Origin of the sequence: Mesorhizobium sp. WSM4313, assembly GCF_002294725.1 — a bacterium.
In the GTDB taxonomy this organism is placed as follows: domain Bacteria; phylum Pseudomonadota; class Alphaproteobacteria; order Rhizobiales; family Rhizobiaceae; genus Mesorhizobium.
Genome location: NZ_NSFT01000002.1, coordinates 189,706 through 216,211 on the forward strand (window position 1 = coordinate 189,706; position 26,506 = coordinate 216,211).

Here is a 26,506-nt window from a genome sequence, read left to right on the forward strand (position 1 = left end):
GCCGCGACTCAGATAAGCGGCAGCGCCTCGCTAGCGGAGGCCGCCGGCCATTTTCACGCTCTCCGGCAAGTTTCGCAACCATAGCATGGCGGCCGCCCCCAGAAGCGGTCCGGGAACCAGGAGCAGGAAGGCCCAGCGCCAGCCCCCGATGAATTCGGCGAAGCGCGGCGTCAGCCAGATGGCGAGCACCGTCAGCGCGAAGCCCGCGCCCATTTGCACCGACAGAGCGGTTCCGACGAAGCGGCGGTCGGCGAGCTCGGTGACGGCGGTGGAGAACTGCGCCGAATCGCCGATGACCGAGACGCCCCAGACGAGGGCCACCAGCATGAACAGCCAGAGCGGGCCGGTGAACAGAAAGCCCATCAGCAGCGCGCAGCTTCCCGAGACGATCATCATGCCGGCGGTGGTGGCGGTGCGGCCGACGCGGTCCGACAGATAGCCTCCGAGCAAACACCCCAGAATGCCGGACGCGACGACGAGGAAGGTCGAGAGCGAGGCAGCGGCCGCCGTTCCGATCGCCTGTGCTTCGAAGGCGGCGCGCGTGTAGGCGAGCAGCCACGCCCACATGGCGTACAGCTCCCACATATGGCCGAGATAGCCGAGATTGACTAACAGCAGCGGCTTTTCGCGAAAGACCTGGCCGATGCGCGAGGGCTCGAAGATAGCCTTGCCGAAGGGATGGGGTCCTTCCTTCGCGAACAGCAGGAAGAGCAGCGCGCCCGCCGCAGTGGCCAAGCTTGCCCCGGCAACCACCGGACGCCAGTCGAGCGCGGTCGAGACAGCGCGGAAAAGATGCGGCAGCGCCGAGCCGACAGTCAGCGCGCCGATGACGGCGCCGAGCGCCAGTCCCCTGTCGCGCGCGAACCAGGTGGCGACCAGCTTCAGCGCCGGCGGATAGACGCCTGCGAGCGCAACACCGGTGGCGACGCGCGCGGCGATCATGCCGCCAGGCCCGGGATGGAAGAGCAGCGTCGCGTTGGCCAAAGCGGCGACGAGCGCCGCCGCCGCCATCAGGTGACTCAGCCGTACGAGGTCGGGAAGATTGACCAGACTCGCCGCCAGCGCGCCTAGAACGAAGCCAACCTGGACGCCATTGGTCAGCCAGGCCTCGGCGCCCGCGCCCAACGCCAGCTCCTGCCTCAGTTCAGGAAGGATCGCGGTCGCCGAGAACCAGGTGGTCAGCGACAGGACGACTGCGAGGCAAAGCAGCGACAGCACGCGCCAGCGCTCGCTGTCGGCCGCCGTGCCAAGCCCGCCGGCCGTGCTCATGCGCCTTGCAGCGGTACGGTGAAGACCGTGGCTGTGCCGGTGAGGCAAAGCTCGCCCTGGCCGTTGCGCACGCTGGTCTCGATCTTGCAGATAGGCTTATCGGACCGCACTTCCTTGACCTCCACGCGTCCGGTGATCTCCTCGTCAACGCCGACCGCCTTGACGAACTTCCAGGCCACTTCGAGGAACACGGTTCCGGGGCCAGGCAGATCCTCCGCGACCAGCGCGTTTAGGATGCCGGAGGTGACGCCGCCCTGGACAATCAGCTTGCCGAACACCGACTTCTCGGCCAGCGTTCGGTCGTAATGCAGCGGGTTACGATCGCCGGTGATGTCGGTGAAGGCCTCGATGTCGCTCATCCTTGTGCGGCGCGTGTGCTCGGCGAAGGCCCCGACCTGCGGGCGACCCTTCACGACACCCACCCAACCGTCTTTCGTCTCGGTGCTCATTGCGGCTTCTCCTCTGCTCCGGGTTCGACTGGTTTGAAGGCCGGCAGGACGCGACCGCCGATGGCTGTCGGCGCAAGCCGAAGCATGTCCCCGATCTGTAGCGGCCGTGTGCCGGCCAGGATGAAACTCAGCATCGTCGGGCCTTCGACCAATTCGACAAGGCCGACCACATAAGGTGCCACAGGCAGCCAGCCGGCATGGCCGGGCTTGTGCACCTCCGAAAAAGACTTGAGCCGCCCTCTGCCCGATGCGTCTTTCCAGACCAGGCGCTTGCTCCAGCAATGCGGGCAGATCGGGCGCGGATAGAAGATAGCCTTGCCGCGGTCCTCGCAGTGCTGGATGGTCAGCCGGCCTTCGGCGGCGGCATCCCAGAACGGCTTGGTCAGCGCGGTGATCGTCGGGCCAGGGGTTTTCAGCGTATTGAGATCGACGGACATCAGGCGGCTCCCAGCACGAGCGCTGTCGCTTCGCTCATCGTCGCGCCATTGCCGGTGACCAGCGCGAGCCCGGCCTTGCCGATCTGGCGTTCGCCCGCCTCGCCGCGCAGCTGGCGTACCGCCTCGACGACATGAGTCATACCGCCGGCAAGGTCCGGCTGGCCGAAGCCGAGCTGGCCGCCATGCGTGTTGAGCGGCTTGTCGCCCTTGTGGGAAAGGTCGTGGTCGTTGAGCCACGCGCCGAACTGGCCCGGCGCGCAGAGGCCGGCATCCTCGATCGTGGTGGCGACCATGATCGTATAGCAATCATAGAGCGACAGAAGGTCCATCTCATCGGCCCGCGTGCCGGACTGTTGGAAGGCCCGCGCCATGGCGCTCTTCAACGGACCGGAGGTAAGACTCGGCGCCTGGCTGACCGCGCGGTGCGTGACTTTCTCGCCGGCGCCGAGCAGATGCACGGGCGGCTTTCGCAACGACCGCGCGCGTTCGACCGAGGTGACGACGACCGCTTCGCCGCCGGCGACCGGCATGACGATTTCGAGGAGGTGCAGCGGCGAAGCGATTATCGGCGAGGCCAGCACCGCCTCCACATCGGCCGGCTTGCCGAAGAAGATGGCGTCGGGATTGAGCTGCGCATTGGCGCGCGCGGCCGCGGCGATCAGGGCGAAGTCCCGCGCGGTCGAGCCGTATGCGGCCATATGCGCCTGCATCAGCAGCGCATAGGAGATGTTGGCGCCCGAGGCGCCGAAAGGCACGTCGAACTCGCGGATCGGATTGCGGTTGGGAGAACGAGGCGGCGTCTCCTCGCGGTTGTTGGCGAGCACGCACAGCACCGTCTCGCACATGCCTGCCTCGATCGCGGCGGCCGCGCGCCAGACCATGCCGGCGCCGGATGCGCCGCCGAGGTCCACGACATTGGCCATGGTCGGCGCGAGACCCAGATATTCGGCAATCGTCGCCGGCACATGCTGCGGCGTCTCGCCGACCTGGGGACCGACCAGCAGCCCGTCAATTGCCGCCGGATCGAGCCCGGCGTCGAGCACCGCCAGGCGCGAGACCTCGGCGATCACCTCCAGCGTCCTCACGCCGCTGGTCAGGCGCTGCGGCTTCAACTCGCCGATGCCGACGATCGCTCCCTTCGGCCGGCTCATGCCGCCTTGCTCCGGTCGAGCGTGCGGTATTCCTCTAGGCATGCCGGATTGGCGAGCGAAGCCATGTTCTTGACCGGCTTGCCCTCGAGCGTGGTGCGGGCGGCGCCCTCGACGCGTTTTCCGTTCAGCGTATAGGGCACGGCCTGCACCGCATGGATGCGATGCGGCACATGGCGCGGCGAGGCCCCTTCGCGAATCGCGCCGCGGATTTGCGCGGCAAGCTCTGGGGTCAACGCATAGCCATCATTGAGCTTGACGCAGAGCACGATCTCCTCGTCGCCTTCGACCGGCGCGCCAAAGACCAGGCAATCCTCGATCTCGGCAAAGTTTTCGCAGGCGGCATAGATTTCCGCCGTGCCGATGCGCACGCCGCCGGGCTTCAGCGTCGTGTCCGAGCGGCCGTGGATGACGCCGGAGCCGTAAGCGGTCATCTCAGCCACGTCGCCATGCGTCCAGATCTCGTGGCGCGTGGCGAAATAGGTGGCGTGATAACGCTCGTCGCCGTCCTTGCCCCAGAAGGCCAGCGGCATCGACGGGAAGGGCTCGGTGCAGACGAGATCGCCCTGGCGGCCGATCACCGGCGCGTTGCGCTCGTCCATGACGGCCACGGCGAGGCCAAGGCCTTTCACCGTCAGCTCGCCGCGCCGCACAGGATGGATCGGCGATCCCAGCAGGAAGCAGCCGATGATCTCGGTGCCGCCGGAAATGGAGGCAAAGATCATGTCGCGCTTCACATGCTCGTAGACCCAGTCGAACTGCGCTGGAGAAACCGGCGCGCCGGCCGACAGCAGCGAGCGCAGCGGCGAAAGGTTGTGCAGACGCCCCGGCGCGTAATTTTCGGCGGCAAGCGTGGCCAGATATTTCGGGCTGGTGCCGAAATGCGTGACGCGGGCACGCTCGGCCATTGTCCATAGCGGACTGGGGTCGAGGCCATCGGCCGATTTCAGGATCGGCGCGCCGTCATAGAGCACCACGCTCGCGCCGCAGGCGAGGCCCGAGATCAGCCAGTGATACATCATCCAGGCGGTGTTGGTGTACCAGCTCATGACGTCGCCGGGGCGAACATCGCCGTGGAGCAGATGCTCCTTCAGGTGCTGGAGCAGCACGCCGCCGGCGCGGTGGACGATCGCCTTCGGCGCGCCTGTCGTGCCGGACGTGTAGAGCACATAGGCCGGATGGTCGAACGGCACGCGCTCGAAGGTGAGCGGGCCGTCGCCGCCGAAATCGTCGAACGAAACGCAATCCGCTGCGCAATCCAGCTTCGCGCTCGGTTCGCCGGTCAGCACCAGCGCCGTCACCGTCGGCATCGCCGCGAGGATCTCGGCCAGCCTGCCGGAGATGTCGTGATCCTTGCCCGCGTAGCGGTAGCGCGGCGCGGCGAACAGCACCTTGACGCCGATCTGGCCGAGGCGATCGACGATCGCGGCGGCGCCGAAATCCGGCGAGCAGGACGACCAGACGGCGCCGACGGAGAGCGTCGCCAGAAGCGCGACGAGGCCCTCGACGCGATTGGCCAGGATGCCGCCGACACAATCGCCCTTGCCGATACCGGCCGCGCGCAGGCCGTCGGCCGTTCGAGCTACAAGCCGGCGCAATTCAGCGAGCGTGATCGCCTGGAAATGGCCGCCCTCGTCGGCCTCGATCACCGCGACCCTCTCGCCGTCGCCACGCAACAGGTTTTCCGCAAGATTAAGCTTTGCTTCCGGCAGGAAGCGGCTCCCGGTCATCGGCGCATTGTCGTCGCGCAGGAAGGAGATCGCGCCTGGATCGCCGACGACCTCGGCGAAATCCCACACCGCCCGCCAGAAGGCCCCGGGATCGCCGATCGACCAGCGATGCAGCGTATCGTAGTCGCGCGGGTCGAAGCCGTTGGCGGTCGAAAAGCGCGCAAGGTTGGATGATTGGAACGCGGCCGGCGCCGGCGTCCAAAGCACGGATGACATGGATTTCCTCCCGCAACGCAGGCCGGGCTCGATGCCGCGACCTTGCCTGCCGATGCATTTCATGATTATTGGCTATAACCAGAATGTCAAGCGGCGATCCCGCCTGTGTGGGTCGCGCGTGCGGAGGATCGGAAATGGATGCGGTTTATGTCGTTGCCGCCAAGCGCACGCCCATCGGCAAGCTGAACGGCGCGTTCGCCAGCCTGTCCGCGGCGGAGCTGGGCGGGCAGCTTATCCAGGCAATGCTTGCCGATACTCAGCTCGCGCCCGATGCCGTCAGCGAGGTGATCATGGGCCAGGTGCTGACCGGCGGCGCCGGGCAGAACCCGGCGCGGCAGGCCGCGCTCAAGGCTGGCCTTCCGGTCAGTATCCCCGCCATGACCGTCAACAAAGTGTGCGGCGCCGGCCAGAAGTCGATCCATCTCGCCGCCCAGGCCATTCGCTGCGGCGACGCCGACTGCGTGATCGCCGGCGGACAGGACTCGATGACCTCGGCGCCGCATTTCATCTCCGGCGTCCGTGGCGGCATCCGCATGGGCGACCACGCGGTCAAGGATTCCATGATCACCGATGGCCTGTGGGACGCCTTCCATCAGGTGCATATGGGCGTCACCGCCGAATCGCTGGCGCGGCGCTACCAGATCACCCGCGAGGAACAGGACAGGTTCGCGCTGCGCTCGCAAGAGAAGGCGGACGCCGCCATCCGGGCCGGCAAATTCGATGACGAGATCGTTCCGGTGTCGATCAGGACCAGGCAAGGCGATGTCGTCGTTGAGCGCGACGAGCATCCCAATCCCTCCACCACCGTGGAGGGCCTCGGCCGGCTCAGGCCAGTCTTCGATACAGCTGGAACGATCACGGCCGGCAACTCATCCGGACTTAATGACGGCGCCGCAGCAGTGCTGGTGATGTCGGAGGCGCGGATGAAGAAACTCGGCCTGACGCCCCTCGCCCGCATCGCCTCCTACGCTTCAGCCGGGGTCGAGCCTATGGACATGGGCCTCGGACCGGTGGCGGCCTCGCGCCGCGCGCTCGACAAGACCGGATGGCACGCGTCCGATCTCGACGTGATGGAGGTCAACGAAGCGTTCGCCGCGCAAGCCATCGCGGTCAACCGCGAGATGGGCTGGAACGAGGACATCATCAACATGAGCGGCGGCGCCATCGCGCTTGGCCATCCGCTGGCCGGCTCCGGCTGCCGCATCGTGGTGACGCTGCTCCACGAAATGATCCGCCGCGACGCGCGGAAGGGCCTCGCCTCGCTCTGCATCGGCGGCGGCCAGGGCGTGGCGATCTGCCTGGAGCGGTGAGCCTGAAACTCTGAGCAGTTAGTTGCCTGAGGGAATTGGGCAATGGGGCTTGGCCAGCATCTGGCGAACGACAGCTTTGGGTCAACGAAAGAGCTCAAGACTACGGCCGACATTAGGCGCGAAGCAGACGTTCAAGACTTTGTCAGCAGGAGGTCACTTCGGTCAACTTGCGCCATGCGCTTGACAAAGTCGGACTGCCTTAATGGCGACCGGCAGCAGTCCAGCTGCGTCGAGTTGGGACCTGCGAGTAATATTCGGGAACCAAACCAATCCACAGAAATATTTTGTTGGTATTTTTTGTTGGTTAGCACTGCTTTTGCGCGAGTCTTAACCATTTGAAACGACAGCCAGATTTCTCTGACTTGGATTCCGCCTCTGGCACCATCCTCTCTTCTCCCGACATTCCCCTGCGCCGAAGCTTCTACGCTCAGTCGAAGAAACCCGCATCCTCTTCCCTGAGATATTTCCTGGCCGCCTCGGCATCGATATCGAGCCCCAGCCCCGGCGCTTCGAGCAGGTCCACCATGCTGTCCTTCACGATCTGCGACGGCAGGCCGATGACGATGTCTTCCCACCAGGGATCGGAGGCGCTCGGATATTCGAAGGCGATGTAGTTGGCGGGCAAGGTGGCGCAGACATTGATCAGCGCGCCAAGACCGAGCAGGCCGTTGGCGGTGCCGTGCGGCGCCATCAGGATGGAATGCATGTAGGCGTGCTCGGCCACCCATTTGAGCTCGGCGATGCCGCCTATATCGGCCGGATCCGGGCCGATGACGCGCACCGCTTGCGTCTCGATCAGCTCCTTGAAATTGTGCCGCAGATAGATCTGCTCGCCGGTATGGATCGGCGTCGAGGTGGAGGCGGTCAGCTCGCGATAGGCCTGCGGATTGACCCACGGCACATAGTCGCCGGTCAGCATGTCCTCCAGCCACATCAAATTGTACTTCTCGACCGCGCGGGCGAATTTGATCGCGTCGGGCAACATCCAGCCCGGGCCGCAGTCGAGCGCCAGGCTCACCTTGTCGCCCAGCACCTCCTTCATCGCGATCACGCAGTCGAGCATGTGATTGAAGCCGCGCTCGCTGATAACGCCCTGATCCATGGCGCCGTGATAGCCGGCCTTCTTCTGCGTCACGCCGTAATGGAAGCCCTCGATGGTGTCCTTCATATTGGAGTGGAACGAGATTCCCTGCTTGATCATGAAGAAGTTCTGCGGCTGCTCCATCATCCATTTGACGTCGGCGGCGTAGTCCTCCGGCCGGTCGCCGGTGCGCTTGCGGCGGATCGAGCCATTGTAGACGCGCACCTTGTCGCGCACCTTGCCGCCAAGCAGCTTATAGACCGGAACGCCGGCGGCCTTGCCGGCAATGTCCCACAGCGCATGTTCGATCGCGCTCACCGCCGCGCCATAGGGCTTGAACGAGCCGCGCTGGCGGATCTTCAGCATCACTCGCTCGACATCGGTCGGGTCCTCGCCCATCAGCGCCTCGCGGAAATGCAGAACAAAGGGCTTGAGGTAGGTCTTGGTGAACTCGACTTCGCCAAGGCCGTGAAGACCTTCGTCGGTCACTATGCGCACGATGGGGTGCTTGCCGATGACGGCGCAGCGCAGGTCGGTGATCTTCATGGCGCGGTCCTAGTTCACAGACGAGAAAGCTGTCGGCGTGAGCAGTTGGCTGCTGATATTGGCAATGATCTGCCCGTCGCGCTCAGACTCGTCCCGGGCCCTGTGCCATGCCGGATCGGTGACGAAAGCCGCCCATTTCGCCTCACGCTCGGCCAGCGATTCCCATGCTAGGAAATAGGTGAGGCGATTGCTGTTTTCGCCGATCGCCGTGGTGAAAAACCCGGCCTGGCGGATGCCATGCCTCTCCCAGATGGCAAGCGTTTGGTCGGAAAAGCGCTTGAGCAAAGCCGGCAGCCTGCCCGGCAGGCAGTCATAGATACGCAGTTCGTAGATCATGGTTTCGTCCGTTTCTTTCTTCATCTCCGGCTTAGGAGAGGTCGACGCGAATGGTCGGTCGTTGGTCCTGTGAACTTGGGGAATGAGGGCGGGCGGTCTGGCTAGCTCCAGGTCCGGTCCCAGCTATATTCATTGTCCCAATGCTCGGTGGATTGCCATATCCCCGTGACACCGGGCTGCAGATGCTGCGCGATCACTTCGTCGACGACGTCGTCGATCCCCAGGCCCGGTCTGTCCGGAACGGTGATGAAGCCGTCCTTCACCAGCGGTTTGGGCAGGCCGGTGACGATATCGTCCCACCAGTCCACATCGGCGGAATGATATTCGAGCGCCATGAAGTTTTCGGTCGCAGTCGCGACATGCGCCGCGGCCATCGCGGCGATCGGGCTTTCGGCCATGTGGATCGCCATGGCGACGCCGTGGTCCTGCGCCATGTCGCCGATCTTCTTGGTCTCGAGGATACCGCCGCTGGTGAGGAGGTCCGGATGGACGACGGAGAGCCCGCCGCTCGCGAGCAGGGGTTCGAAACCCTCCCTGAGGTAGATGTCCTCGCCGGTGCAGATCGGCACCGAGGTCGCTTGCTGCAGCTGCCGGTATTGCTCGGTGTATTGCCAGGGAATCACATCCTCGAGCCAGGCGGGCACGTATTTCTCGATGCGGCGCGACAGGCGAATGCCGTCCTGCAGCGAGATGTGGCCGACATGGTCGATGGCCAAAGGAACTTCGTAGCCGATGACCTCGCGGACCTCGTGGATATATTGCTCGAGCAGGTCGATGCCCTTTTCGGTGAAATGCAGGCCCGTGAACGGGTGCTGCACATTCTGCGCATCATAGGCGAGATTGCGGGCCTTGCGCTCCTCGAGCGTGCCGCCACGGCCGCGCGGATTGGCGTGAAACCCTTCGAGCGAGCCGGCGGGCGATGTCACAGCGCCCGGAATATGGGCGATCTGCATCAAGCCGAGATCCATCTTGAGGAAAGTGAAGCCGCGCTCCATGCGTGCCTTGAGGCGCTTGCCGGTCTCGGTGCCGCTCGGTTTCTCGGCGTCGGTATCGCAATAGACGCGCACGTGATCGCGGAACTTGCCGCCCAGCATCTGGTAGATCGGGACGCCATAGGCCTTGCCGGCGAGATCCCACAGCGCGATCTCGACCGCCGATACGCCGCCTCCCTGCCGCCCGTGGCCGCCGAACTGCTTGACGCGGCGGAACAGGCGGTCGACATCGCAGGGATTCTCGCCGAGCAGCCGGCTCTTCAGCATCAGCGCATAAGTGGCGCTGGCGCCGTCGCGCACCTCGCCAAGCCCGACGATGCCCTGGTTGGTGTAGATCTTGAGCAGCGCCGAGGTGAACGGAGCGCCGACGATCTCGGCCACCCGCATGTCGGTGATGCGAAGCTCGGACGGCCTGGAATTGGTGTTGACCCGATTGAGAGCCTCGTTGGCTGCATCCGTCTTCGGCATGACTTATCCTCGTTCTCGTCGATGGTTGTGCCCCTCGCCTGGCCCGCACAGGTCGTTGCTAGCCCAGCTCGATCTCGTGGGCCTGCAGGTAGTCGCGATTCATCTCGACACCGAGGCCGGGCTTCGACGTCAGCTTGAGGTTGCCGTTCGAAACGTCGAGCGGCTTGTCGATGAGGTGATCGTATTTCGAGAGGTCCCACTCGGAGGTTTCGAGCTTGTAGAAGTTGGGAACAGTCATCATCACCTGCGCTCCTGCGACCACGTTGATCGGACCGGCGGCGTCATGCGGCGAGACCGGGACATAATAGGCTTCGCAAAGGGCGGAGATCTTTTTGAGCTCGGTGATGCCGCCGGTCCAGGTGACGTCGGGCATGATGTAGTCGGCGAGCTTGTTCTCGAGCACCGGCACGAAATCCCACTTCGTGTGGCCGCGCTCGCCCCACGAGATGGCGGCGCTGACCTTGTCGCGCACCTGTTTGAGGGCATTGAGGCTCTCGGGCGGACAGGGCTCCTCGAACCAGTCGATCTGGCCCGCCTCTTCGAGGCTGCGGCAGAGGCGAATAGCGGTCGGAACATCGAAGCGGCCATGCGCATCGATGAGGATGTCGACATCGGGGCCTGCCGTTTCGCGGATCAGGGCCGTCAGTTCGGCGGCCTCGCGCTCGTCCTTGCGGGTCATGCTGCCGTCGAGGTAACCGTCCCGCCTTTCGCGGGCCACGCCATCGACGCTGGGGCCCTGATGGGGAAAAGGATCGAGTTTGAGGCCGGTGTGACCGGACTCCACGATGTCGCGAATTTCGCGGATCACGGCTTCCTTGCTGGTGAATTTGGCCTGGTTGGGATGGGTGTAGAGCGCGATTTCATCGCGCACTGGCCCGCCCAGCAGCTCATAGATCGGCTTGCCGAGGACTTTGCCGCGGATATCCCAGAGAGCTATGTCGATGGCGCTGACGCATTCGACGGCGGCGCCGCGGCTGCCCATATAGGTGAAGCTGCGGAAAATCTTGTGCCAGAGATATTCGATACGGGCCGGGTCCTCGCCCGTCACTGCGATGCCGATCTGCCGCAGGATCGTGCAGAGAGCCCGGTTGGCGAGCTTTGTCGTGGTGGTGATCTCTCCCCAGCCACTCACCCCCTCGTCGGTCGTCACTTCGACGAACAGGAACTCTCCCCAGTAAGACGCATCGGACTTGATCAGCCATGGCCGAATGCTCGTGATTTTCATCTGGACTATCCTCTCTGAAACGGCCAGGCTGATGGTGTTGCGGATCGGCTACCCTGCCCGGGCGGCGCTACGCGCACGCATGTGTTCGAGGACATGCCGACCGGAGCCCTCGACATGGCGGGCAATGAGTTCGGCCGCCTTCTCGGCCTCTCCCGATTTTACCAGCGCGATGAGCTCGCGGTGTTCGCGAATGATCGCGGCGCGCCTGGCGAGCGTGAAATTGAACCGCCGGCTGACCGCCCTCAGCACCTCGCGATGCTTCCACCAGAGCTCGGCCGCATGGCGGTTATAATGCCGCTGGTACATCACGGTGTGGAAGGCGGTATCGAGCTCGCTGTGCCTGAACGTGTCGGCAAAATTGTTCTCCTCGATCAGGCCCTGGAGACGTTCGAGCTCGGCGATGTCCTCGTCGGTGGCCATGTTCACGAACCATCGCGTCAGGGCGGGTTCGATCAGGACGCCGATCTCGTAGATATCCCGGACAAAGTCCTGATCTATGGGTCGCACGCGCGCCCCTCGATTGGGACTGAAGATGACAAAGCCCTCTCCGCGCAACAATTGCAGGGCCTCGCGCACCGGGTTGGTCGAGGTGCCGTGACGCCGGGCGAGATCGGCGACCACAAGCCGTTCGTTGGCGGCTAGCCGTCCTTCGATGATGTCATCCCTGATCAGTTCATAAAGCGAGGCGCCCTCGCTGGAAGCCCCGATGGGGTCAATTCCCGCAGGTGGCTCCGCTTTGAAATCGCTTGTCTCGGCCAAGGCCCATCTCCCCCAAGTGAATACACCCTCCGCCCTATATCACGCTCGGTTTCGATAAAACAATGTACGATTCTTCGCGTTGACAGATAATCTGTGATCTGAAAACGTACAAAGTCGTCGAAGGGATACATTAGAACCGGCAAATATCCCGCGATCGAACGAGCAACGACCGCTTGCCTCGACGCAGAGCGGCACGGGAGAGAAACCTGGAGGATACCTATGACGAGGATTACGCTCGGCGGTGCCGTCCTGCGCGGCACTGTCTCCACTGCGTTAATGGCATCGTTGATGGCCGCACCGGCGCTGGGCGCGCCGCCGGTCGACCTGAGCAAGTGGTCGCCGGAATATGTGCGCTCCATTGCGGGCACGCAAGATTTTGACACTGCGGGCGATTGCGCCAAAGTCACCCCGCTCGACTACAAGGGCCGACTGACCTTCTGGTACCAGGGCGTGTTCGAGGGCGACCCGGACCTTTTGCGCCAATACTACAAGGATTTCTTCGCAACCTTCCGCAAGACCTATCCGAACATCCAGCTCGAGGAACAAGCCCTCACCTACAACGACCTTCTCGACAAGTTCCGCACGGCGCTGCTCGGCAACGCAGCGCCAATGGCGGTCCGCCTGCAAATCCTGGGCGGCACCGAGTTCGCCTCGAAGGGCTATCTGCAGCCGCTCAAGCCAGAGGATGTGGGGTATTCGACCGAGGACTTCTGGCCCGGCGCCATGAAGGCCGTCACCTGGGACGGCGTGACCTACGGAATTCCGACCAACAACGAGACGATGGCTTTCATCTGGAACGCCGACATCTTCAAGCGCGCGGGCCTCGATCCGAACAAGCCCCCGGCCACCTGGGACGACGTCGTCAAATATTCCAAGCAGATCCACGACAAGCTCGGCATTGCCGGCTACGGCCTGGTGGCGCGTAAGAATGCCGGCAACACGCCTTATCGCTTCATGCCGCAGTTGTGGGCCTATGGCGGCGGCGTCTTCGACGAGGCTACCCCCAACCCAACCTACAAGCAGATCGAGCTCGACAGCCCGCAGAGCAAGGCGGCGCTGCAGGCCTCCTACGACATGTATGTCCGCGACAAATCGGTGCCGGTTTCGGCGCTCACCAACCAGCAGGCCGACAACCAGCCGCTGTTCCTCGCCGGCCAGCTCGGCATGATGATTTCGCATCCGTCGGACTACAACGTCATGCTCGATCTGCAGAAGAAGGCGACGGGCACCGACAAGGACAAGGCACAGACCGTCATCGACAACATGCGCTATGGCCTCATTCCGACCGGCCCCGACGGCAAGCGCGCGGTCGTTTTCGGCGGCTCGAACATCCACATCCTGAAGCCCGAATATGTCGAGGGCGGCAAGGTGGACGAGCCGGCCGCAAAGGCCATCATCTGCATGTGGACGAGCCCCGAATGGTCGCTGAAGATGGCCTATGCCGGCTCGAATCCCGGCAACCTCAATGGCTTCAAGACCAAATGGATGAAGGAGCGTCTGGACAGCATCAAATTCCTCGACGTCACGACCTCGATGCTGCCATACGGCATCCCGTTCCCGGCGCTGCCGCAGTCTCCCGAGATCATGAACATCATCATCCCGGACATGCTGCAGAATGCCCTTACCGGAGCGATGACCGTCGACCAGGCGGCGGACGACGCGGCCAAGAAGGTGAAAGACCTGATGGGCGGCGGGCTCTAGAGCATGATGCCGAAAAGTGTGAAGCGGTTTCGGACGACATCATGCTCTATCTCTTTGATTTAGAGACGGATTCAGATTTCCGGTCGATTGGACCTGAAATCATCTGGCTCTAGCCGAAGCCTGACCCGCGATCTCACCGGCTGCGCCGACGACGCAGCCGGTTGTTCCGAACAACAAGGGCACGCCAAAGTGACGATCGTGAGCGGCAAGACCGAGGCTCGCCTAAGATTGCAATCCGGCTGGTCGGGGCTGCCGCGGAAGATCTGGCAGCATCGCGCCGACTACGCGTATGTGCTCCCGGCGATCGCCGTTATGCTCGTCGTCATCGCCTATCCGATCTACTACACGATCGAGCTGTCGTTCTTCAACACGCCGCCTGGCCTGCAGCTCCGCGACAAGATCTTCGTCGGTTTCAACAATTACACGGCCATCCTGACAAGCCAGGTGTTCTGGCAAGTCACCTTGAACACCCTGATCTGGACATTTGCTTCCACCTTCATCTCCTTTGTCCTGGGATTTGCCACCGCGCTGGCGCTGCACCGCGACTTCATCGGCCGCGGTGTCCTGCGCGCCATCCTGATCATTCCCTGGGTCATCAGTGCGGTCGCCGCCTCCTATATCTGGAAGTGGATCTACCATTCCGATTTCGGGATCATCGGCGCGGTACTGGTCGAGCTCGGATTGGCCGACCGGCCACCCAATTTCATCGACAGCGTCAGCACGGTGCTGCCCTCCCTCATCGTCGTCAATATCTGGCGCGAGTTTCCATTCGCCATGATCATGATGATGGCCGGCTTGCAGACAGTGCCCGATCAGCTGCTGCGCGCCGCGAAAGTCGACGGGGCCAATGCGTGGCAGCGCTTCTGGCACGTCACCTTCCCGCATCTGAGAAACGTCTCGACGGTGACGATCCTGCTTCTGGCGGTCGCCAACTTCAATTCCTTCATCATCCCCTGGATCATGACCGGCGGCGGGCCGTCCAACGCATCGCATATCTGGATCACCCACATTTATGAGCTCGCCTTCGGCCGGCAGCGCTGGGGGGTTGCGTCGGCCTATTCGGTGCTGCTGTTCCTCATCCTGATGACACTTGGCTATTTCTATGTCCGTGCGCTGAGCGGCAACGAGCGGAAGGATGGGAGCGCATGAGCACGATTGCCGAGACGGCCCCTCGGAACCAGGCCCGCCGCGGTGTGCGCGTCGACGGATGGCGGTGGGGCGGGCGTATCTTCCTGGTGTTCATGCTGCTTTACACTGCGCTGCCGATGGTCTGGATGCTGCTCACCTCGATCAAGTCCGGCTTCGCGGCGATGCAACTCCCGCCGCAATGGTGGCCCGACCAGCCTACCCTTGACAGCTACCAAAAACTGCTCGATCCGCAAAACAGCGTCGGCCAGGACTTCCTGCGCTTCTTCTGGAACAGCCTTTTCGTCTCGACCGCCACGACGATCCTTTCGGTGATCGTGGCGGTTCCCGCGGCCTATGCGTTTTCGCGCTTCACCTTCCCGGGCCGGAACTTCCTGTTCTTCGCCGTGCTGCTGCGCAACATGTTCCCGGCGGTGATCTTTCTCGTGCCGCTCTTCATCCTGATGCGCGCGATCGGGCTCGTGAACACGCATGGATCGCTCATTCTCACCTACCTCACCTTCGGGCTGCCGCTGGCGATCTGGCTGCTCAAGGGCTTTTACGACAACATCCCGGTGCAGCTCGAGCAGGCCGCGCGGATCGACGGGGCGACGCGGTTCCAGGCCTTCATCCTGATCGTGATGCCGCTCTCGGCGCCGGGGATCATCGCCACCGCGATCTATTCCTTCATCGGCGCGTGGAACGAGTACATCTACGCCTACACCTTCCTCTCCAAGAACGAGCAGCTGACGTTGCCGGTCGGCATCCAGCGCTTCTTCTCGGAGAACACGACCGACTTTCCGGGCCTGATGGCCGCCAGCTTCATGATGAGCGTGCCCGTCGTGGTGCTGTTCCTCCTCCTGCAACGCTACTTCGTACGCGCCCTGACAGAAGGCGCGGTCAAACACTAGGGAGTTGCCGATGGCCCACGTGGTCCTCAAAGATCTCGTCAAGACCTATGGCAGCTTCAGAGCCGTCAACGAGGTGTCGCTGACGGTCAATGACGGCGAGTTCGTCGCGCTCGTCGGTCCTTCGGGCTGCGGCAAGACAACCACGCTCAACCTCGTCGCAGGCCTGACCACCGTCACATCGGGCGACATCGTCATCGGCGACCGGGTGGTGAACGATCTCGACCCCAAGGATCGGGACATCGCGATGGTGTTCCAGAACTACGCGCTCTATCCGCAGAAGTCGGTCTATATGAACCTCGCCTTCCCGCTGCAGATGCGCAAGCTGCCCCGGGACGAGATCGACAGGAAGGTCAGGGAAGCGGCGCGCGTGCTCGACATGACGCAGCTGCTCGAGCGCAAGCCGCGCGAACTTTCGGGCGGGCAACAGCAGCGCGTGGCGCTGGGCCGGGCCCTCGTTCGGGATCCCGCCGTGTTCCTAATGGACGAACCGCTCTCCAATCTGGACGCAAAGCTGCGCGTGCAGATGCGATCCGAGATCAAGCGGTTCCATCAGGACCTGAAGGCGACCATCATCTATGTGACGCACGACCAGCTGGAGGCCGTCACCATGGCGGACAGGATGGCCGTGATGAACGGCGGCTACCTGCAGCAATATGATTCGCCGGCGCAGGTTTTCGCGCACCCCGTGAACATGTTCGTCGCAAGCTTCGTGGGCAGTCCGGCAATGAGCCTAATTCCGTTGGAAGCATCCACCGCAAACGGCGATGCCGTCCTGACCAGCGCGGAGGGCTGGACCCTCGCGCTGTCGCAAGCCAACGCGCGCAAGATCCAAGGAGCCACCTCCAGGAAGATCGTGCTCGGCGCACGTCACTCGACGATCAAGCTGCACAAGACCGCGGTCCCCGGCGCCATTCCGGCCAAGGCCTATACGGTGGAGCCGACCGGAGACGTCACCTTCGTGCAGGCTTTCCTCTCCGGTGCCATCGTCAATATCAGCGTTTCGCCCAACATCGCCGTCGCACCTGACGAGCAAATCTGGCTCGAGTTCGACCAGGAGCGCATGCATCTGTTCGACGGCGAAACCGAAATGGCCCTCAGGGCCAACTGAGGCGGGCGAACACGCGTGGAACCTGGGCGGGGATGACGACGAAGATGAGGATCACCGCGATCAAGCCCTATCCGGCGTGGGTGGGAACGCGCAACCAGATGCTTGTCAAGGTCGAGACCGACCAGGACATCTTCGGCTGGGGCGAGAGCGGCTTGAGCGGCCGCGAGAAGGCCGTGACCGGCGCGATCGAGCATTATCGCGAGTTTCTCGTCGGCCGCGACCCGATGCAGATCGGGCGGATCTGGCAGGAAGCCTATCGCAGCCAGTATTTCGAAGGCGGGCGTGTTCTGCAGGCGGCGATATCCGCCATTGACATCGCCCTTCATGACATCAAGGGCAAGGCGCTGGGGGTGCCGGTCTATGACCTGCTCGGCGGCAAGCAGCGCGACCGTATCCCAACCTTCGCCTCGACCGGAGACGAGGCCGAGGGGGATGTCGCCATCGAACGAGCCCGAGAACTGCGCGCCCAAGGTTGGCAGGCGATCCGCTTCTTCCCCGTCGGGCAAAGCAGCAAGGACATATTCGAGCCGCGCGAGTCGATCGGCGCTACGGCGAGCATGCTGAACAAGGCGCGCGAGGCGCTGGGCGAGGACGTGGTGCTCGGCATCGACTACCATCACCGGCTGTCGGTCGCAGAGGCGGCGAGCTTTTGCAACAAGCTCGGTCGCGGCGTGCTTGATTTCCTCGAGGAGCCGATTCGGGACGAGACGCCGGAAGCCTACGAGTCCCTGCGCAGGATGACCGATGTCCCCTTCGCCATCGGCGAGGAATTTGCCAGCAAATGGCAGTTCCTGCCCTACATCGAGCGCGGCATCCACCAATTCAATCGGCTCGATGTGTGCAATGTCGGCGGGCTTACCGAGGCGATGAAGGTCGCCGGCTGGAGCGAGGCGCATTATGTGGATCTGATGCCGCACAATCCCCTCGGTCCGGTGTGCACCGCCGCGACCATGCATCTCGCCGCCGCGGTGCCCAACTTCGCCTGGCTCGAAACCAGGGCGCCCGAACGAAAGCTGGGCTTCGACAGTTCCGAGTTCTTCCCCATACAGCCAAGGCTCGACGGCCCCGATTATCCGGTCAGCGATCTGCCGGGGCTGGGCGTCGAGGTCAACGAGGAGGCGATCAAGGGGCAGAGTTTCCGTTTCTGGGAAGCGCCTCACCTCAAGCGCCGCGATGGTTCCGTCACCAACTGGTAATTCAATTCCAACCGGAGTCCGATAATGACGCATACGCCTGACATCACGCGGCCGCCCAAGGACCTGATCGACGCCTTGAGGGAGATTGGCGCCGCCACAGTTGCCGGCACGCTCGGCCACATGGGCTTCCGTAAGCCTCACATGGTCGGCCCGGTGGCGCAGAACCACGGCAAATCGATCGTCGGACCGGCGCTGACGCTGCAGTTCCTGCCGCAGCGGCCGGACCTGTTCGACGAGGGAGAATATACCGATCCGGAAACGCAACTGCACCGGCATGTGCTCTATCATGCGCAGGAGGGCGACGTGGTCGTGGTCGACGCCCGCGGCGACATGAGCTCGGGCGTCTTCGGCGATATGATGTCCACCTATTTCAAGGGCCGAGGCGGCGCCGGCATCGTCATCGACGGATGCATGCGCGACCGGCCCAATGTCGAAAAGCTCGATCTGCCGCTATGGCTGCGCGGCTGGACGCCAAACTATCATGTGCAGACCAGGATCTATCCCAATGCGGTCAACGTCCCGATTGCTTGCGGCGGCGTGACGGTGATCCCCGGCGACATCATCGTCGCCGACGATGACGGCGCGGTGGTGGTTCCCGTCGCAATGGCCGCCAAGGTCATCGAGGAGGCTCAGAAACACCACGATTGGGAAGAGTTTTCACGCGAGAAGCTGATGCAGGGCGCTCCCTTGCAACGCTACTACCCGCTGCACGACGATGCCCGCGCAGAGTATGAGGAGTGGCGCAGGACAAGACGCCTTTAAGTTGGCAAGCGGGCCTCCCGGCCCGGCGGCGCAAGGCATCGACCATCCGGTCGCGCAAAGGCGGCTTCCCTCGCCATGAAGGCCTATTCGAACGAATAGGTAAATCCTTCCGGCGACGCGCCGACGATGACTTTCGCCATCTTCTTGCCCTCGAGCGAGCGGTTGAGGACGCCGCGGCTGAGCTCCGGCAGCAGCGTGTTGGTGAGGATGGCGTCGATCATGCGGCCGCCGGATTCGATCTCCGTGCAGCGCGCCTTGACCAGGTCCATGACGCCGTCGCCGATCACCAGCTCGGCATCGTTGGTATCCTTGAGGCGCTTGGCGATCTTGCCGAACTGGTGACGTGCGATCGCCTCGATCATGGAATCCGACAACGGGTAATAGGGTATCGTGACGACGCGGCCTAGGAAGGCGGCCGGGAAGACCTTCAGCAGCGGGGCGCGCAGCGCGTTATCGAGATCGTCGATGCCGGTCCGCACCGTGCCGTTCTTCGTGCGATCCATGATAACGTCGGATCCGACATTCGAGGTGAGCAGGATCAGCGTGTTCTTGAAGTCAATGCGGCGGCCTTCGCTGTCGTCCATCATGCCCTTGTCGAAGACCTGGAAGAAGATCTCGTGCACGTCGGGATGCGCCTTCTCGACCTCGTCGAGCAGGATCACCGAATAGGGTTTCCTGCGCACCGCCTCGGTCAGGATGCCGCCCTTGCCGTAGCCGACATAGCCGGGCGGCGCGCCCTTGAGCGTAGAGACCGTATGCGCTTCCTGGAACTCCGACATGTTGATCGAGATCAGGTTCTGCTCGCCGCCATAGAGCGTCTCGGCAAGCGCCAGCGCGGTCTCGGTCTTGCCGACGCCGGAGGGGCCGCAAAGCAGGAAGACGCCGACCGGTTTTTCCGGCGCGCCGAGGCCGGCGCGGCTGGTCTGCACGCGCCTGGCGATCATCTCCATCGCGTGATCCTGGCCGACGACGCGCTCGGACAGGGTCGCGGCGAGCCTGAGCGCCTTTTCGGTCTGGCTGGACAGCATGCGTCCGGTCGGGATGCCGGTCCAATCCTGCACCACGGCGGCGACCGCATTGCGGTCGACCGAGGGCAGGATGAGCGGTGTCTCGCCTTGCGCCGCGGCAAGATCGGCCATCAGCTCGCGCAATCGCGCGAGATTGGCAGCGGCTTCGTCTGCCGGCTCGGCGGACACCGCTTCGGCCTTCGCAGCCTTGGCGTTCGTGGCCTCGGCATTCCTGGTCTCGGCAGGCTTGCCGTCGCCAGTCTTGCTCTCGCCGATCTTGCTCTCGGGCGCCGTTTGCTCAGGCGCCTTTGCCGCGCCCTCCGCGCTCTCGGCCTCCGCAGTGACCTCATCGTCCGCCGCATCGAACGGCACGCCCTCGCCTCGCAATTTTGCGCGCAGGTCGAGTATCTCGGCCACCAAGGCCTTTTCCCGGTCCCAGCGCGCCTGGGCGGCGGCCAAAGCGGTCTCGGTTTCCGCCAGCCCGGCGTCGACACGGGCCTGCCGGTCGGCGACGTCGATGCCGATCGCGGCTTCGCGGCCGATGATGCCGCTCTCGACCTCGAGCGCCTGGCGGCGGCGCAGGATGTCCTCGACCTCGGCCGGCGTCGCATGCTGCGAGACCGCGACGCGGGCGCAGGCGGTGTCGAGCAGGCTGACCGCCTTGTCCGGCAATTGCCTGGCCGGGATGTAGCGGTGCGAGAGCGAGACCGCGGCCTCGATCGCCTCGTCCAGGATCTGCACCTTGTGGTGCTGCTCCAGCACGCCGGCAACGCCGCGCAACATCAGCACGGCCACCGCTTCCGAGGGCTCATCGATCTTGACCACCTGGAAACGGCGGGTGAGCGCCGGGTCCTTCTCGATATGCTGCTTGTACTCAGCCCAGGTCGTGGCCGCGATGGTGCGAAGCTCGCCGCGCGCCAATGCCGGTTTCAGGAGATTGGCGGCATCGCCGGTCCCGGCCGCGCCGCCGGCGCCGATCAGCGTATGCGCCTCGTCGATGAACAGGATGATCGGCACCTCTGAGGCCTGGACTTCGTCGATGACCGCCTTCAGCCGCTTCTCGAACTCGCCCTTGACGCTGGCGCCGGCCTGCATCAGCCCGACATCGAGCATGCGCACGCTGACATTCTGCAGCGTCGGCGGCACGTCGCCCTGGGCGATCCGCAGCGCAAAACCCTCGACGACCGCGGTCTTGCCGACGCCGGCCTCGCCAGTCAGGATCGGGTTGTTTTGCCGACGGCGCATGAGGATATCGACGATCTGCCTTATTTCCGGGTCGCGGCCGACGACAGGGTCGATCTTGCCGTCGCGGGCGCGCTGTGTGAGGTCGGTGGCGTATTTCGCCAGCGCCGAATCCCCGCCCGGACCGCGCTTCATCGGCGTCTCGGCAGCGTGGTCGGCGGGCGGTGAGCCGGCCTCGAGCGAGCCTTCGGTGACATCGGCGAAGCGGGAGATGACCCCATCGGCGTCGATCTTGTCGAATTCGGCGCTGATCTTGGAGACCAGGCCTTCCAGCACCGGCGTCTTCAGGCAGGCAAGCAGGATATGGGCGCTGCGCACTTCCTCGACGCCGAACTCCAGCGTCGCAAGGTTCCATCCTTCCTGGATGGCGTGGAAGATGTGGTCGGAGAATTCCTCCACCGAGGTGGCGCCGTAGGGCAGCTTATCGATGGCTCGGGTCATGTCGGCCGTCAGCCGGCTGGCATCCAGTCCGGCGTCGGCGATGATCATCTGCACATCCGAGCGTTCTGACAGCACCAACTGCTGGATGAAATGGACAAGCTCGACATAAGGATTGCCGCGCAGCTTGGCCGTGTCGGCCGCGGCCTTGAAGGCGCGCACCCCGGTGGCGTTCAGCTTGGCAACCAGTTCCTTACGCTTGAAGCTCTGCGATGACCGGCGCTGTTCCATCGAACCTGCTCCCGCAACCTGCCGACCGTACCCTGCCATATAAGCGGCTGCTTGACAAAGCCGCATGGCGGATAAGGTTTTTGAATCTATCCGGGCGGCACCGCCCGGATACACAAGCCTTGCAAACTCGTGGCCAACAAACACGATTGCTGCCCGGGCTATGCGAGCCATTTCACATACCGGGTCCGGCAATCGCGCAATGGGTTTCGCCGAAGAGAACGGTCGCGTTTAGCTTCCGTTAGTTTTTGCGCAGGTGCTCAATTGTCGTCGCGCGAAGCCGGTGATAACGTTACGTTACATAGGGGTCTCAGGGCCGCTGGCTGGGGGTTGGTGTGATTGATCTCGCACTCTGGCTGAATCCTCTGAACGGTGAGAATCCGTCGGGAGAGGACTTGCGCAACGACCCGGCCTTTCATGAGCTGGAGCGCCTGGCCGAGCCTCAGCTCAAAGTTGTCCATAACGGTAACAGCAAGCCCACCTCGCAACCCAGTCCTGTCGACTGGGCGGCGGTGCTCGAAAAGGCCGAAGAGTTGCGCGCCCGCGGCCGGGACCTGCGCCTGCAGGTTATCGTCACGCGGGCCTTGGCCAACGAGGAAGGGCTGGCCGGCCTCGCCCGGGGCCTGACGCTGATTGCGCGAACCTTCGAGCAGTATTGGGACACCATGCACCCGTCGCTGCGGACGGGCGCGCCGCGCGATGCTGCCTTGCGGCGCATCAATGCGCTGCTCGATCTGCAGAACGGTCAGGAAGGCTTGCTGGCGAACCTCAGGCAGATAGCCTTCTTCTCCCCGCGCGCGATCGGGCCGATCAGCGGCCGGGACCTCGAACAGGCTGCGCTCGACGAACGCGTCATGCTCCAGGAAGCGGCCTCTGGCCTTGGGGCCGCCGAAAAGGCGGCGCTGACGAGCGCCCACAATCAGCTGTTGAACCGCGTGCGCACCGGATGCGCAGCGCAAATCGATCAAGCAGCGGATGTGATGACCTCGCTGCTCACCGACGCGCGGGCCGCGATCGCTGCCCTCGACGCGGTGGACGCCGCGCTCAACGCCCGCATCGACGGCCATGGCGCCACTGTTCCGGAATTGAAGAAGTTCCTGCAGCGTTTGCTGACGACGCTGGAGCGGAATTCCGGTGCCGGCGCCACGGCGAATGGAGCCGCGAAGGCCGCTCCGCAGGCGGCGGCGGAACCAGCAATGCCCGCCCGCAACGGTCATGGAGCCGAGACGATGGCAAGTGTGGCAAGCCCTGTGGCCGCGGGCGCCGGTCTGCCGGACCGCATCAACTCGCGCGACGAGGTCGTCAAATGCCTCGACCTCGTGGTCGCCTTCTACGACCGCACCGAACCGTCCAGCCCTATTCCGCATCTCGCGCGGCGCGTGCGCCGGATGGTGCACATGGATTTCGTGGAACTGATGGAAGATCTCGCCCCGTCGGGGCTGAAGGAGTTCCGGCTGCTTGCCGGCGTTCCCGATCCCAAGAAGCCGGCCCAGAAGGATGAAAGGTAGAAAAGCATGCCAGCAGAGAGCAAAGCGAAGGTCATCGAAAGAAACCGCGCGCCGCGCGTGCAGATCGCCTACGACGTCGAAACTTACGGCAGCCCGACGACGATCGAACTGCCGTTCGTCATGGCCGTGATGGCCGACCTTGCCGGCGCTTCGCAGACCAAGGAAGCATCGAAGTCGGTGCTTGACCGCAACTTCGTCGAAACCGACGCCAATCGCTTCCCGAAATTCATGGAGGCGATGGGGCCGCGCGTGAAGGCGCGGGTGAAGAACACCCTGCCGCAGGCCGAGGGCCAGGAGCGTGAGGAAGAGCTCATGGTCGATCTCACCTTCTCCAAGATGGGCGACTTCGCGCCGGACAAGATCGCCGAGCAGGTCCCGCAACTGGCCGAAATCCTGAAGATGCGCCGTCAGCTCGAGGAGCTGCTGGGCTTCATGGACGGCCGCGTCGACGCCGAAAAACGCATCGCGCAGCTTTTGAACAACGAGCCGCTGCTGAGCAAGATCGCCAGCCAGGCGATGGATGACGGCAAGGGCGAGGAGTAAGTCATGGCCGAACAGCAAAAGACCGCAGCCGCCACCGCCGAGGCGGAAGCCATCGATCTCGGCGAATTCAGCGGACTCCTTGAAAAGGATTTCAAGGTCAAGAAGGACGACAGCGAGAAGCTGCAGCAACTGGTGCGCAACCTGGCTTTGGCCGCACAGTCGCGCTCCGAGACCACAACCATCTCTTCCAATGCGATCAAGTCGATCAAGTCGCTGATCGCCGGCATCGACAAGATGCTGACGACGCAGGTCAACGAGATCCTGCATGCGCCGGAAGTGCGCGAAATGGAAGGCACGTGGCGCGGCCTCTGGTACCTGATCAACAACACCGAGACGGATACCAAGCTGAAGATCCGGGTGATGAACATCTCCAAGGAGCAGCTGGCCGACACGCTCGAGGATTATGAAGGCCAGATGTGGGACCAGAGCCCGATCTTCAAGAAGGTCTACACGGACGAATATTCGATGCTGGGCGGCGAGCCGATCGGCTGCATCATCGGCGCCTACGAGTTCTCCAACCATCCGCGCGACGTCGGCCTGCTGCGCAACATTTCCGGCGTCTGCGCCTCGGCGCACACGCCGTTCATCGCGGCCGCCTCGCCGCGGCTGTTCCGCATGGACAGCTGGCAGGAACTGCCGAACCCGCAGGACCTGCAGATGATCGTGAACAACCCGGCCTATGCCTCATGGCAGTCGCTGCGCGAAAGCGAGGACGCCCGCTATATCGGGCTCACCATGCCGCGCGTGCTGGCGCGCTTGCCCTACGGCTCGGAAACCGTTCCGGTGAAGGGCTTCACCTTCGAGGAGGAAGTGGGCGGCGACCACAACAAATATGTTTGGATGAACGCCGCCTTTCCCATGGGCGTCAATATCAACCGCAGCCACAAGCTCTATGGCTGGGGCACCCAGATCCGCGGCGTCGAGAATGGCGGCACGGTGCTCAACCTGCCGGTGCACGCCTTCCCGACCGACGACGGATCGATCGCGATGAAATGCCCGACCGAGGTCGCCATCGACGACCGGCGCGAGGCGGAACTGGCGAAACTCGGCCTGATGCCGATCCTGCACCGCAAGAATACCGACCTGGCGGCCTTCATCGGCGCGCATTCGCTGCAGGACGACGAGACGCGCGCCGGACGTCTGGTCGATCCCGACGCCCAGGCGAACGAGAGGCTCTCCGCCAACCTGCCCTACCTCTTCCCGGTCTCGCGCTTCGCGCACTACCTCAAGGCGATTGCGCGCGACAAGATCGGCTCGTTCAAGGAACGCACCGACATGGAGATCTGGTTGACCGAATGGATCAACCGGTATGTGCTGGCCAATCCAGCCTTTGCCGATGACAAGGCGCGCGCCAAGCGCCCGCTCGCCGCGGCCGAGGTCCAGGTCGACAGCGTCGAGGGCCGGCCCGGTTACTACAATGCCCGTTTCTACCTGCGTCCGCACTACCAGCTGGAAGGCATCAATGCCTCGCTCCGGCTGGTATCGGAACTGCCGTCGGTGAAGGGGTGAAATCGTTAAGCAAAGTCATCTTGTTTGTAGCGGTGGAGAAAGACAATGCCAGAGAGAACCGATGCGCCTTCGACGAAGATCGACGGCTTCCTGAAAGTCCCGGACATCAAAGGCCCGAGCAAGCGCGACGGCCATGAAGACGAAATCGAGATCCATGGCGTCGACTATAAGATGATCGCGCCCTACGACCCGAATTCGCTCTCGCGGCGCGGCCGCGTGTCGATGGGTATGATCAAATTCATCAAGCACTACGACAAGTCGTCGCCCTATCTGAAGAAGGCACTGTTCGAGAACAAGGCGCTCGACGAGGTGGTGTTCTCGGCACGCCGCACCATCGACGGCGAGACCAGCGACTATCTGGTGGTGACGCTCACCGACGCCTCGATCATGGAATACGACATGCGGCAGGCGCACGACGAGCCAGACCTGATCGAGGAAGAGGTCAGCTTCGCCTACAAGAAAATCAAGTTCGTCTACGACAAGGACGACGAGATCGAAATGGACGTCTATGTCGGCAAGTGAGGCCAAGCGGCCGGCCGCGAAGGCGCAGCTCGCCGGCAGCTCTCGGGCAAAGCGCGAGGCGGTCCAGCCCTCCCTCTGGGACCGCCTTGTCAACGATCTGCCCGGGCTGACGTCGGAGATCGACGGGCTGCGCCGCCTGCTGGATGAAGAACTCGGCGCCGAGCGCGTCGAGGCCCTTCTTGCCGGCAGCGCCCGCGTCATCGATGCCGATGCGGAATTGACGCCCGAGCAGAAACGGCGACTGCACAGGCTGGTCTTCCAGACCGAGCACCGCACCGAGATCGAAAGCCGCGGCGTGGTGGTGTCGGCGCGCGTGCTCAGGGAAGCGGTCCGGCGCGATATCGAGGCCCTGTTCAACACAGAGCGTTTCGAGTCCGTCCCGATGCTTTCCGACGCCGAGCATGAACAGCCCTTGGACGAATTGCCGCCGCTTGCCGACTTTCCGGAGGTGCGGCGCAGCGTCGTCAATTACGGCGTGCCGTCCTTTTCGGGCCGTTCGTCGCGGGATTTCGACCGCGATACTTTAGCGCGCGAAATCCGTGCGGTGCTCGCCACTTTTGAGCCGCGCCTTAAGGAAAGCGCTACGACCGTCAACGTCACGCTTGGCGACAAGACCGTCGGTCTCAAGATCGAGATCGACGCCGTGCTGATCATGACGCCGACGCCGGAACGCATGCGGCTGCGCACCACGATCAATCTCGACAACGGCCTGGCGCGAACCGAATTCCGGGAGACCTGAG

General features: G+C 63.7%; 23 protein-coding genes. 12 read left to right on the plus strand and 11 right to left on the minus strand.

The window, feature by feature from the left end:
• Nucleotides 1–30: 30 nt before the first annotated feature.
• From CK219_RS05680 to CK219_RS05700, 5 genes are read right to left on the minus strand one after another with little or no spacing between them, the layout of a single operon-like run.
• Nucleotides 31–1,269, minus strand: coding sequence for an MFS transporter (locus CK219_RS05680; RefSeq protein ID WP_095765792.1), 1,239 nt, complete (start codon nucleotides 1,267–1,269; stop codon nucleotides 31–33).
• Nucleotides 1,266–1,718, minus strand: a complete 453-nt coding sequence (locus CK219_RS05685) for a MaoC family dehydratase (RefSeq protein WP_095765793.1) — start codon at nucleotides 1,716–1,718, stop codon at nucleotides 1,266–1,268. The genes CK219_RS05680 and CK219_RS05685 overlap by 4 nt, the downstream gene beginning before the upstream one ends.
• Nucleotides 1,715–2,155: an OB-fold domain-containing protein gene (locus CK219_RS05690; protein ID WP_095765794.1), complete on the minus strand. Its 441-nt coding sequence runs from the start codon at nucleotides 2,153–2,155 to the stop codon at nucleotides 1,715–1,717. Before CK219_RS05690 ends, CK219_RS05685 begins: the two co-directional genes overlap by 4 nt.
• Nucleotides 2,155–3,306, minus strand: a complete 1,152-nt coding sequence (locus CK219_RS05695; RefSeq protein ID WP_095765795.1) for a thiolase family protein — start codon at nucleotides 3,304–3,306, stop codon at nucleotides 2,155–2,157. Before CK219_RS05695 ends, CK219_RS05690 begins: the two co-directional genes overlap by 1 nt.
• Complete coding sequence (locus tag CK219_RS05700; RefSeq protein ID WP_095766172.1) at nucleotides 3,303–5,249, minus strand: acetoacetate--CoA ligase; 1,947 nt, start codon at nucleotides 5,247–5,249, stop codon at nucleotides 3,303–3,305. Before CK219_RS05700 ends, CK219_RS05695 begins: the two co-directional genes overlap by 4 nt.
• A gap of 134 nt (nucleotides 5,250–5,383) precedes the next feature.
• Between CK219_RS05700 and CK219_RS05705 the strand changes: the two genes are divergently transcribed.
• The gene (locus CK219_RS05705; RefSeq protein WP_095765796.1) at nucleotides 5,384–6,559 is read left to right on the plus strand and encodes an acetyl-CoA C-acetyltransferase; all 1,176 of its coding nucleotides are present in this window, start codon (nucleotides 5,384–5,386) and stop codon (nucleotides 6,557–6,559) included.
• Nucleotides 6,560–6,986: 427 nt separating this feature from the next.
• On the opposite strand, the gene CK219_RS05710 is transcribed toward CK219_RS05705, so the two are convergent.
• The 5 genes from CK219_RS05710 to CK219_RS05730 all read right to left on the minus strand — a co-directional run bounded on the left by CK219_RS05710 (nucleotide 6,987) and on the right by CK219_RS05730 (nucleotide 11,966).
• A complete protein-coding gene (locus CK219_RS05710; protein WP_095765797.1) occupies nucleotides 6,987–8,186 on the minus strand; it encodes a mandelate racemase/muconate lactonizing enzyme family protein in 1,200 nt (399 codons plus the stop codon).
• 9 nt (nucleotides 8,187–8,195) lie between these two features.
• Nucleotides 8,196–8,522, minus strand: coding sequence for an NIPSNAP family protein (locus CK219_RS05715; protein WP_095766173.1), 327 nt, complete (start codon nucleotides 8,520–8,522; stop codon nucleotides 8,196–8,198).
• Between the two features lie 101 nt (nucleotides 8,523–8,623).
• On the minus strand, nucleotides 8,624–9,982 hold the full coding sequence (locus CK219_RS05720) for a mandelate racemase/muconate lactonizing enzyme family protein (protein ID WP_095765798.1): 1,359 nt from the start codon (nucleotides 9,980–9,982) through the stop codon (nucleotides 8,624–8,626).
• A gap of 58 nt (nucleotides 9,983–10,040) precedes the next feature.
• Nucleotides 10,041–11,207 (minus strand): mandelate racemase/muconate lactonizing enzyme family protein, encoded by a 1,167-nt coding sequence (locus CK219_RS05725; RefSeq protein WP_095765799.1) that lies wholly within the window; start codon nucleotides 11,205–11,207, stop codon nucleotides 10,041–10,043.
• A 48-nt stretch (nucleotides 11,208–11,255) separates the two neighbouring features.
• The gene (locus tag CK219_RS05730; protein WP_095765800.1) at nucleotides 11,256–11,966 is read right to left on the minus strand and encodes a GntR family transcriptional regulator; all 711 of its coding nucleotides are present in this window, start codon (nucleotides 11,964–11,966) and stop codon (nucleotides 11,256–11,258) included.
• A gap of 219 nt (nucleotides 11,967–12,185) precedes the next feature.
• Here CK219_RS05730 and CK219_RS05735 point away from each other — a divergent pair, with 219 nt between their 5' ends.
• The 6 genes from CK219_RS05735 (at nucleotide 12,186) to CK219_RS05760 (ending at nucleotide 18,769) form a co-directional block, all read left to right on the plus strand.
• Complete coding sequence (locus CK219_RS05735) at nucleotides 12,186–13,667, plus strand: sugar ABC transporter substrate-binding protein (RefSeq protein ID WP_095765801.1); 1,482 nt, start codon at nucleotides 12,186–12,188, stop codon at nucleotides 13,665–13,667.
• 189 nt (nucleotides 13,668–13,856) lie between these two features.
• A complete protein-coding gene (locus CK219_RS05740) occupies nucleotides 13,857–14,816 on the plus strand; it encodes a sugar ABC transporter permease (protein ID WP_095765802.1) in 960 nt (319 codons plus the stop codon).
• Nucleotides 14,813–15,703 (plus strand): carbohydrate ABC transporter permease, encoded by an 891-nt coding sequence (locus CK219_RS05745; protein ID WP_095765803.1) that lies wholly within the window; start codon nucleotides 14,813–14,815, stop codon nucleotides 15,701–15,703. The genes CK219_RS05740 and CK219_RS05745 overlap by 4 nt, the downstream gene beginning before the upstream one ends.
• Nucleotides 15,704–15,713: 10 nt before the next feature.
• A complete protein-coding gene (locus CK219_RS05750; protein WP_095765804.1) occupies nucleotides 15,714–16,811 on the plus strand; it encodes an ABC transporter ATP-binding protein in 1,098 nt (365 codons plus the stop codon).
• 32 nt (nucleotides 16,812–16,843) lie between these two features.
• Entirely contained in the window at nucleotides 16,844–18,007 is a 1,164-nt protein-coding gene (locus tag CK219_RS05755; RefSeq protein ID WP_095765805.1) for a mandelate racemase/muconate lactonizing enzyme family protein, read from the plus strand.
• 24 nt (nucleotides 18,008–18,031) lie between these two features.
• Nucleotides 18,032–18,769, plus strand: a complete 738-nt coding sequence (locus tag CK219_RS05760; protein ID WP_095765806.1) for a ribonuclease activity regulator RraA — start codon at nucleotides 18,032–18,034, stop codon at nucleotides 18,767–18,769.
• Between the two features lie 83 nt (nucleotides 18,770–18,852).
• Here the strand turns inward: CK219_RS05760 and tssH are convergent, their stop codons facing one another.
• Nucleotides 18,853–21,687, minus strand: a complete 2,835-nt coding sequence (gene tssH / locus CK219_RS05765; protein ID WP_095765807.1) for a type VI secretion system ATPase TssH — start codon at nucleotides 21,685–21,687, stop codon at nucleotides 18,853–18,855.
• A 332-nt stretch (nucleotides 21,688–22,019) separates the two neighbouring features.
• On the opposite strand from tssH, the gene tssA reads away from it, so the two are divergent.
• Genes tssA through tssE form a run of 5 tightly spaced genes read left to right on the plus strand, consistent with a single transcriptional unit; the run spans nucleotide 22,020 to nucleotide 26,505 of the window.
• On the plus strand, nucleotides 22,020–23,192 hold the full coding sequence (tssA, locus tag CK219_RS05770; protein WP_095765808.1) for a type VI secretion system protein TssA: 1,173 nt from the start codon (nucleotides 22,020–22,022) through the stop codon (nucleotides 23,190–23,192).
• 6 nt (nucleotides 23,193–23,198) lie between these two features.
• On the plus strand, nucleotides 23,199–23,735 hold the full coding sequence (tssB, locus tag CK219_RS05775; RefSeq protein ID WP_095765809.1) for a type VI secretion system contractile sheath small subunit: 537 nt from the start codon (nucleotides 23,199–23,201) through the stop codon (nucleotides 23,733–23,735).
• A 3-nt stretch (nucleotides 23,736–23,738) separates the two neighbouring features.
• Nucleotides 23,739–25,244: a type VI secretion system contractile sheath large subunit gene (gene tssC / locus CK219_RS05780; RefSeq protein WP_042638543.1), complete on the plus strand. Its 1,506-nt coding sequence runs from the start codon at nucleotides 23,739–23,741 to the stop codon at nucleotides 25,242–25,244.
• 45 nt (nucleotides 25,245–25,289) lie between these two features.
• Complete coding sequence (locus CK219_RS05785; RefSeq protein WP_095765810.1) at nucleotides 25,290–25,766, plus strand: Hcp family type VI secretion system effector; 477 nt, start codon at nucleotides 25,290–25,292, stop codon at nucleotides 25,764–25,766.
• Complete coding sequence (gene tssE, locus CK219_RS05790) at nucleotides 25,753–26,505, plus strand: type VI secretion system baseplate subunit TssE (protein ID WP_095765811.1); 753 nt, start codon at nucleotides 25,753–25,755, stop codon at nucleotides 26,503–26,505. Before CK219_RS05785 ends, tssE begins: the two co-directional genes overlap by 14 nt.
• Nucleotide 26,506: the final 1 nt, after the last annotated feature.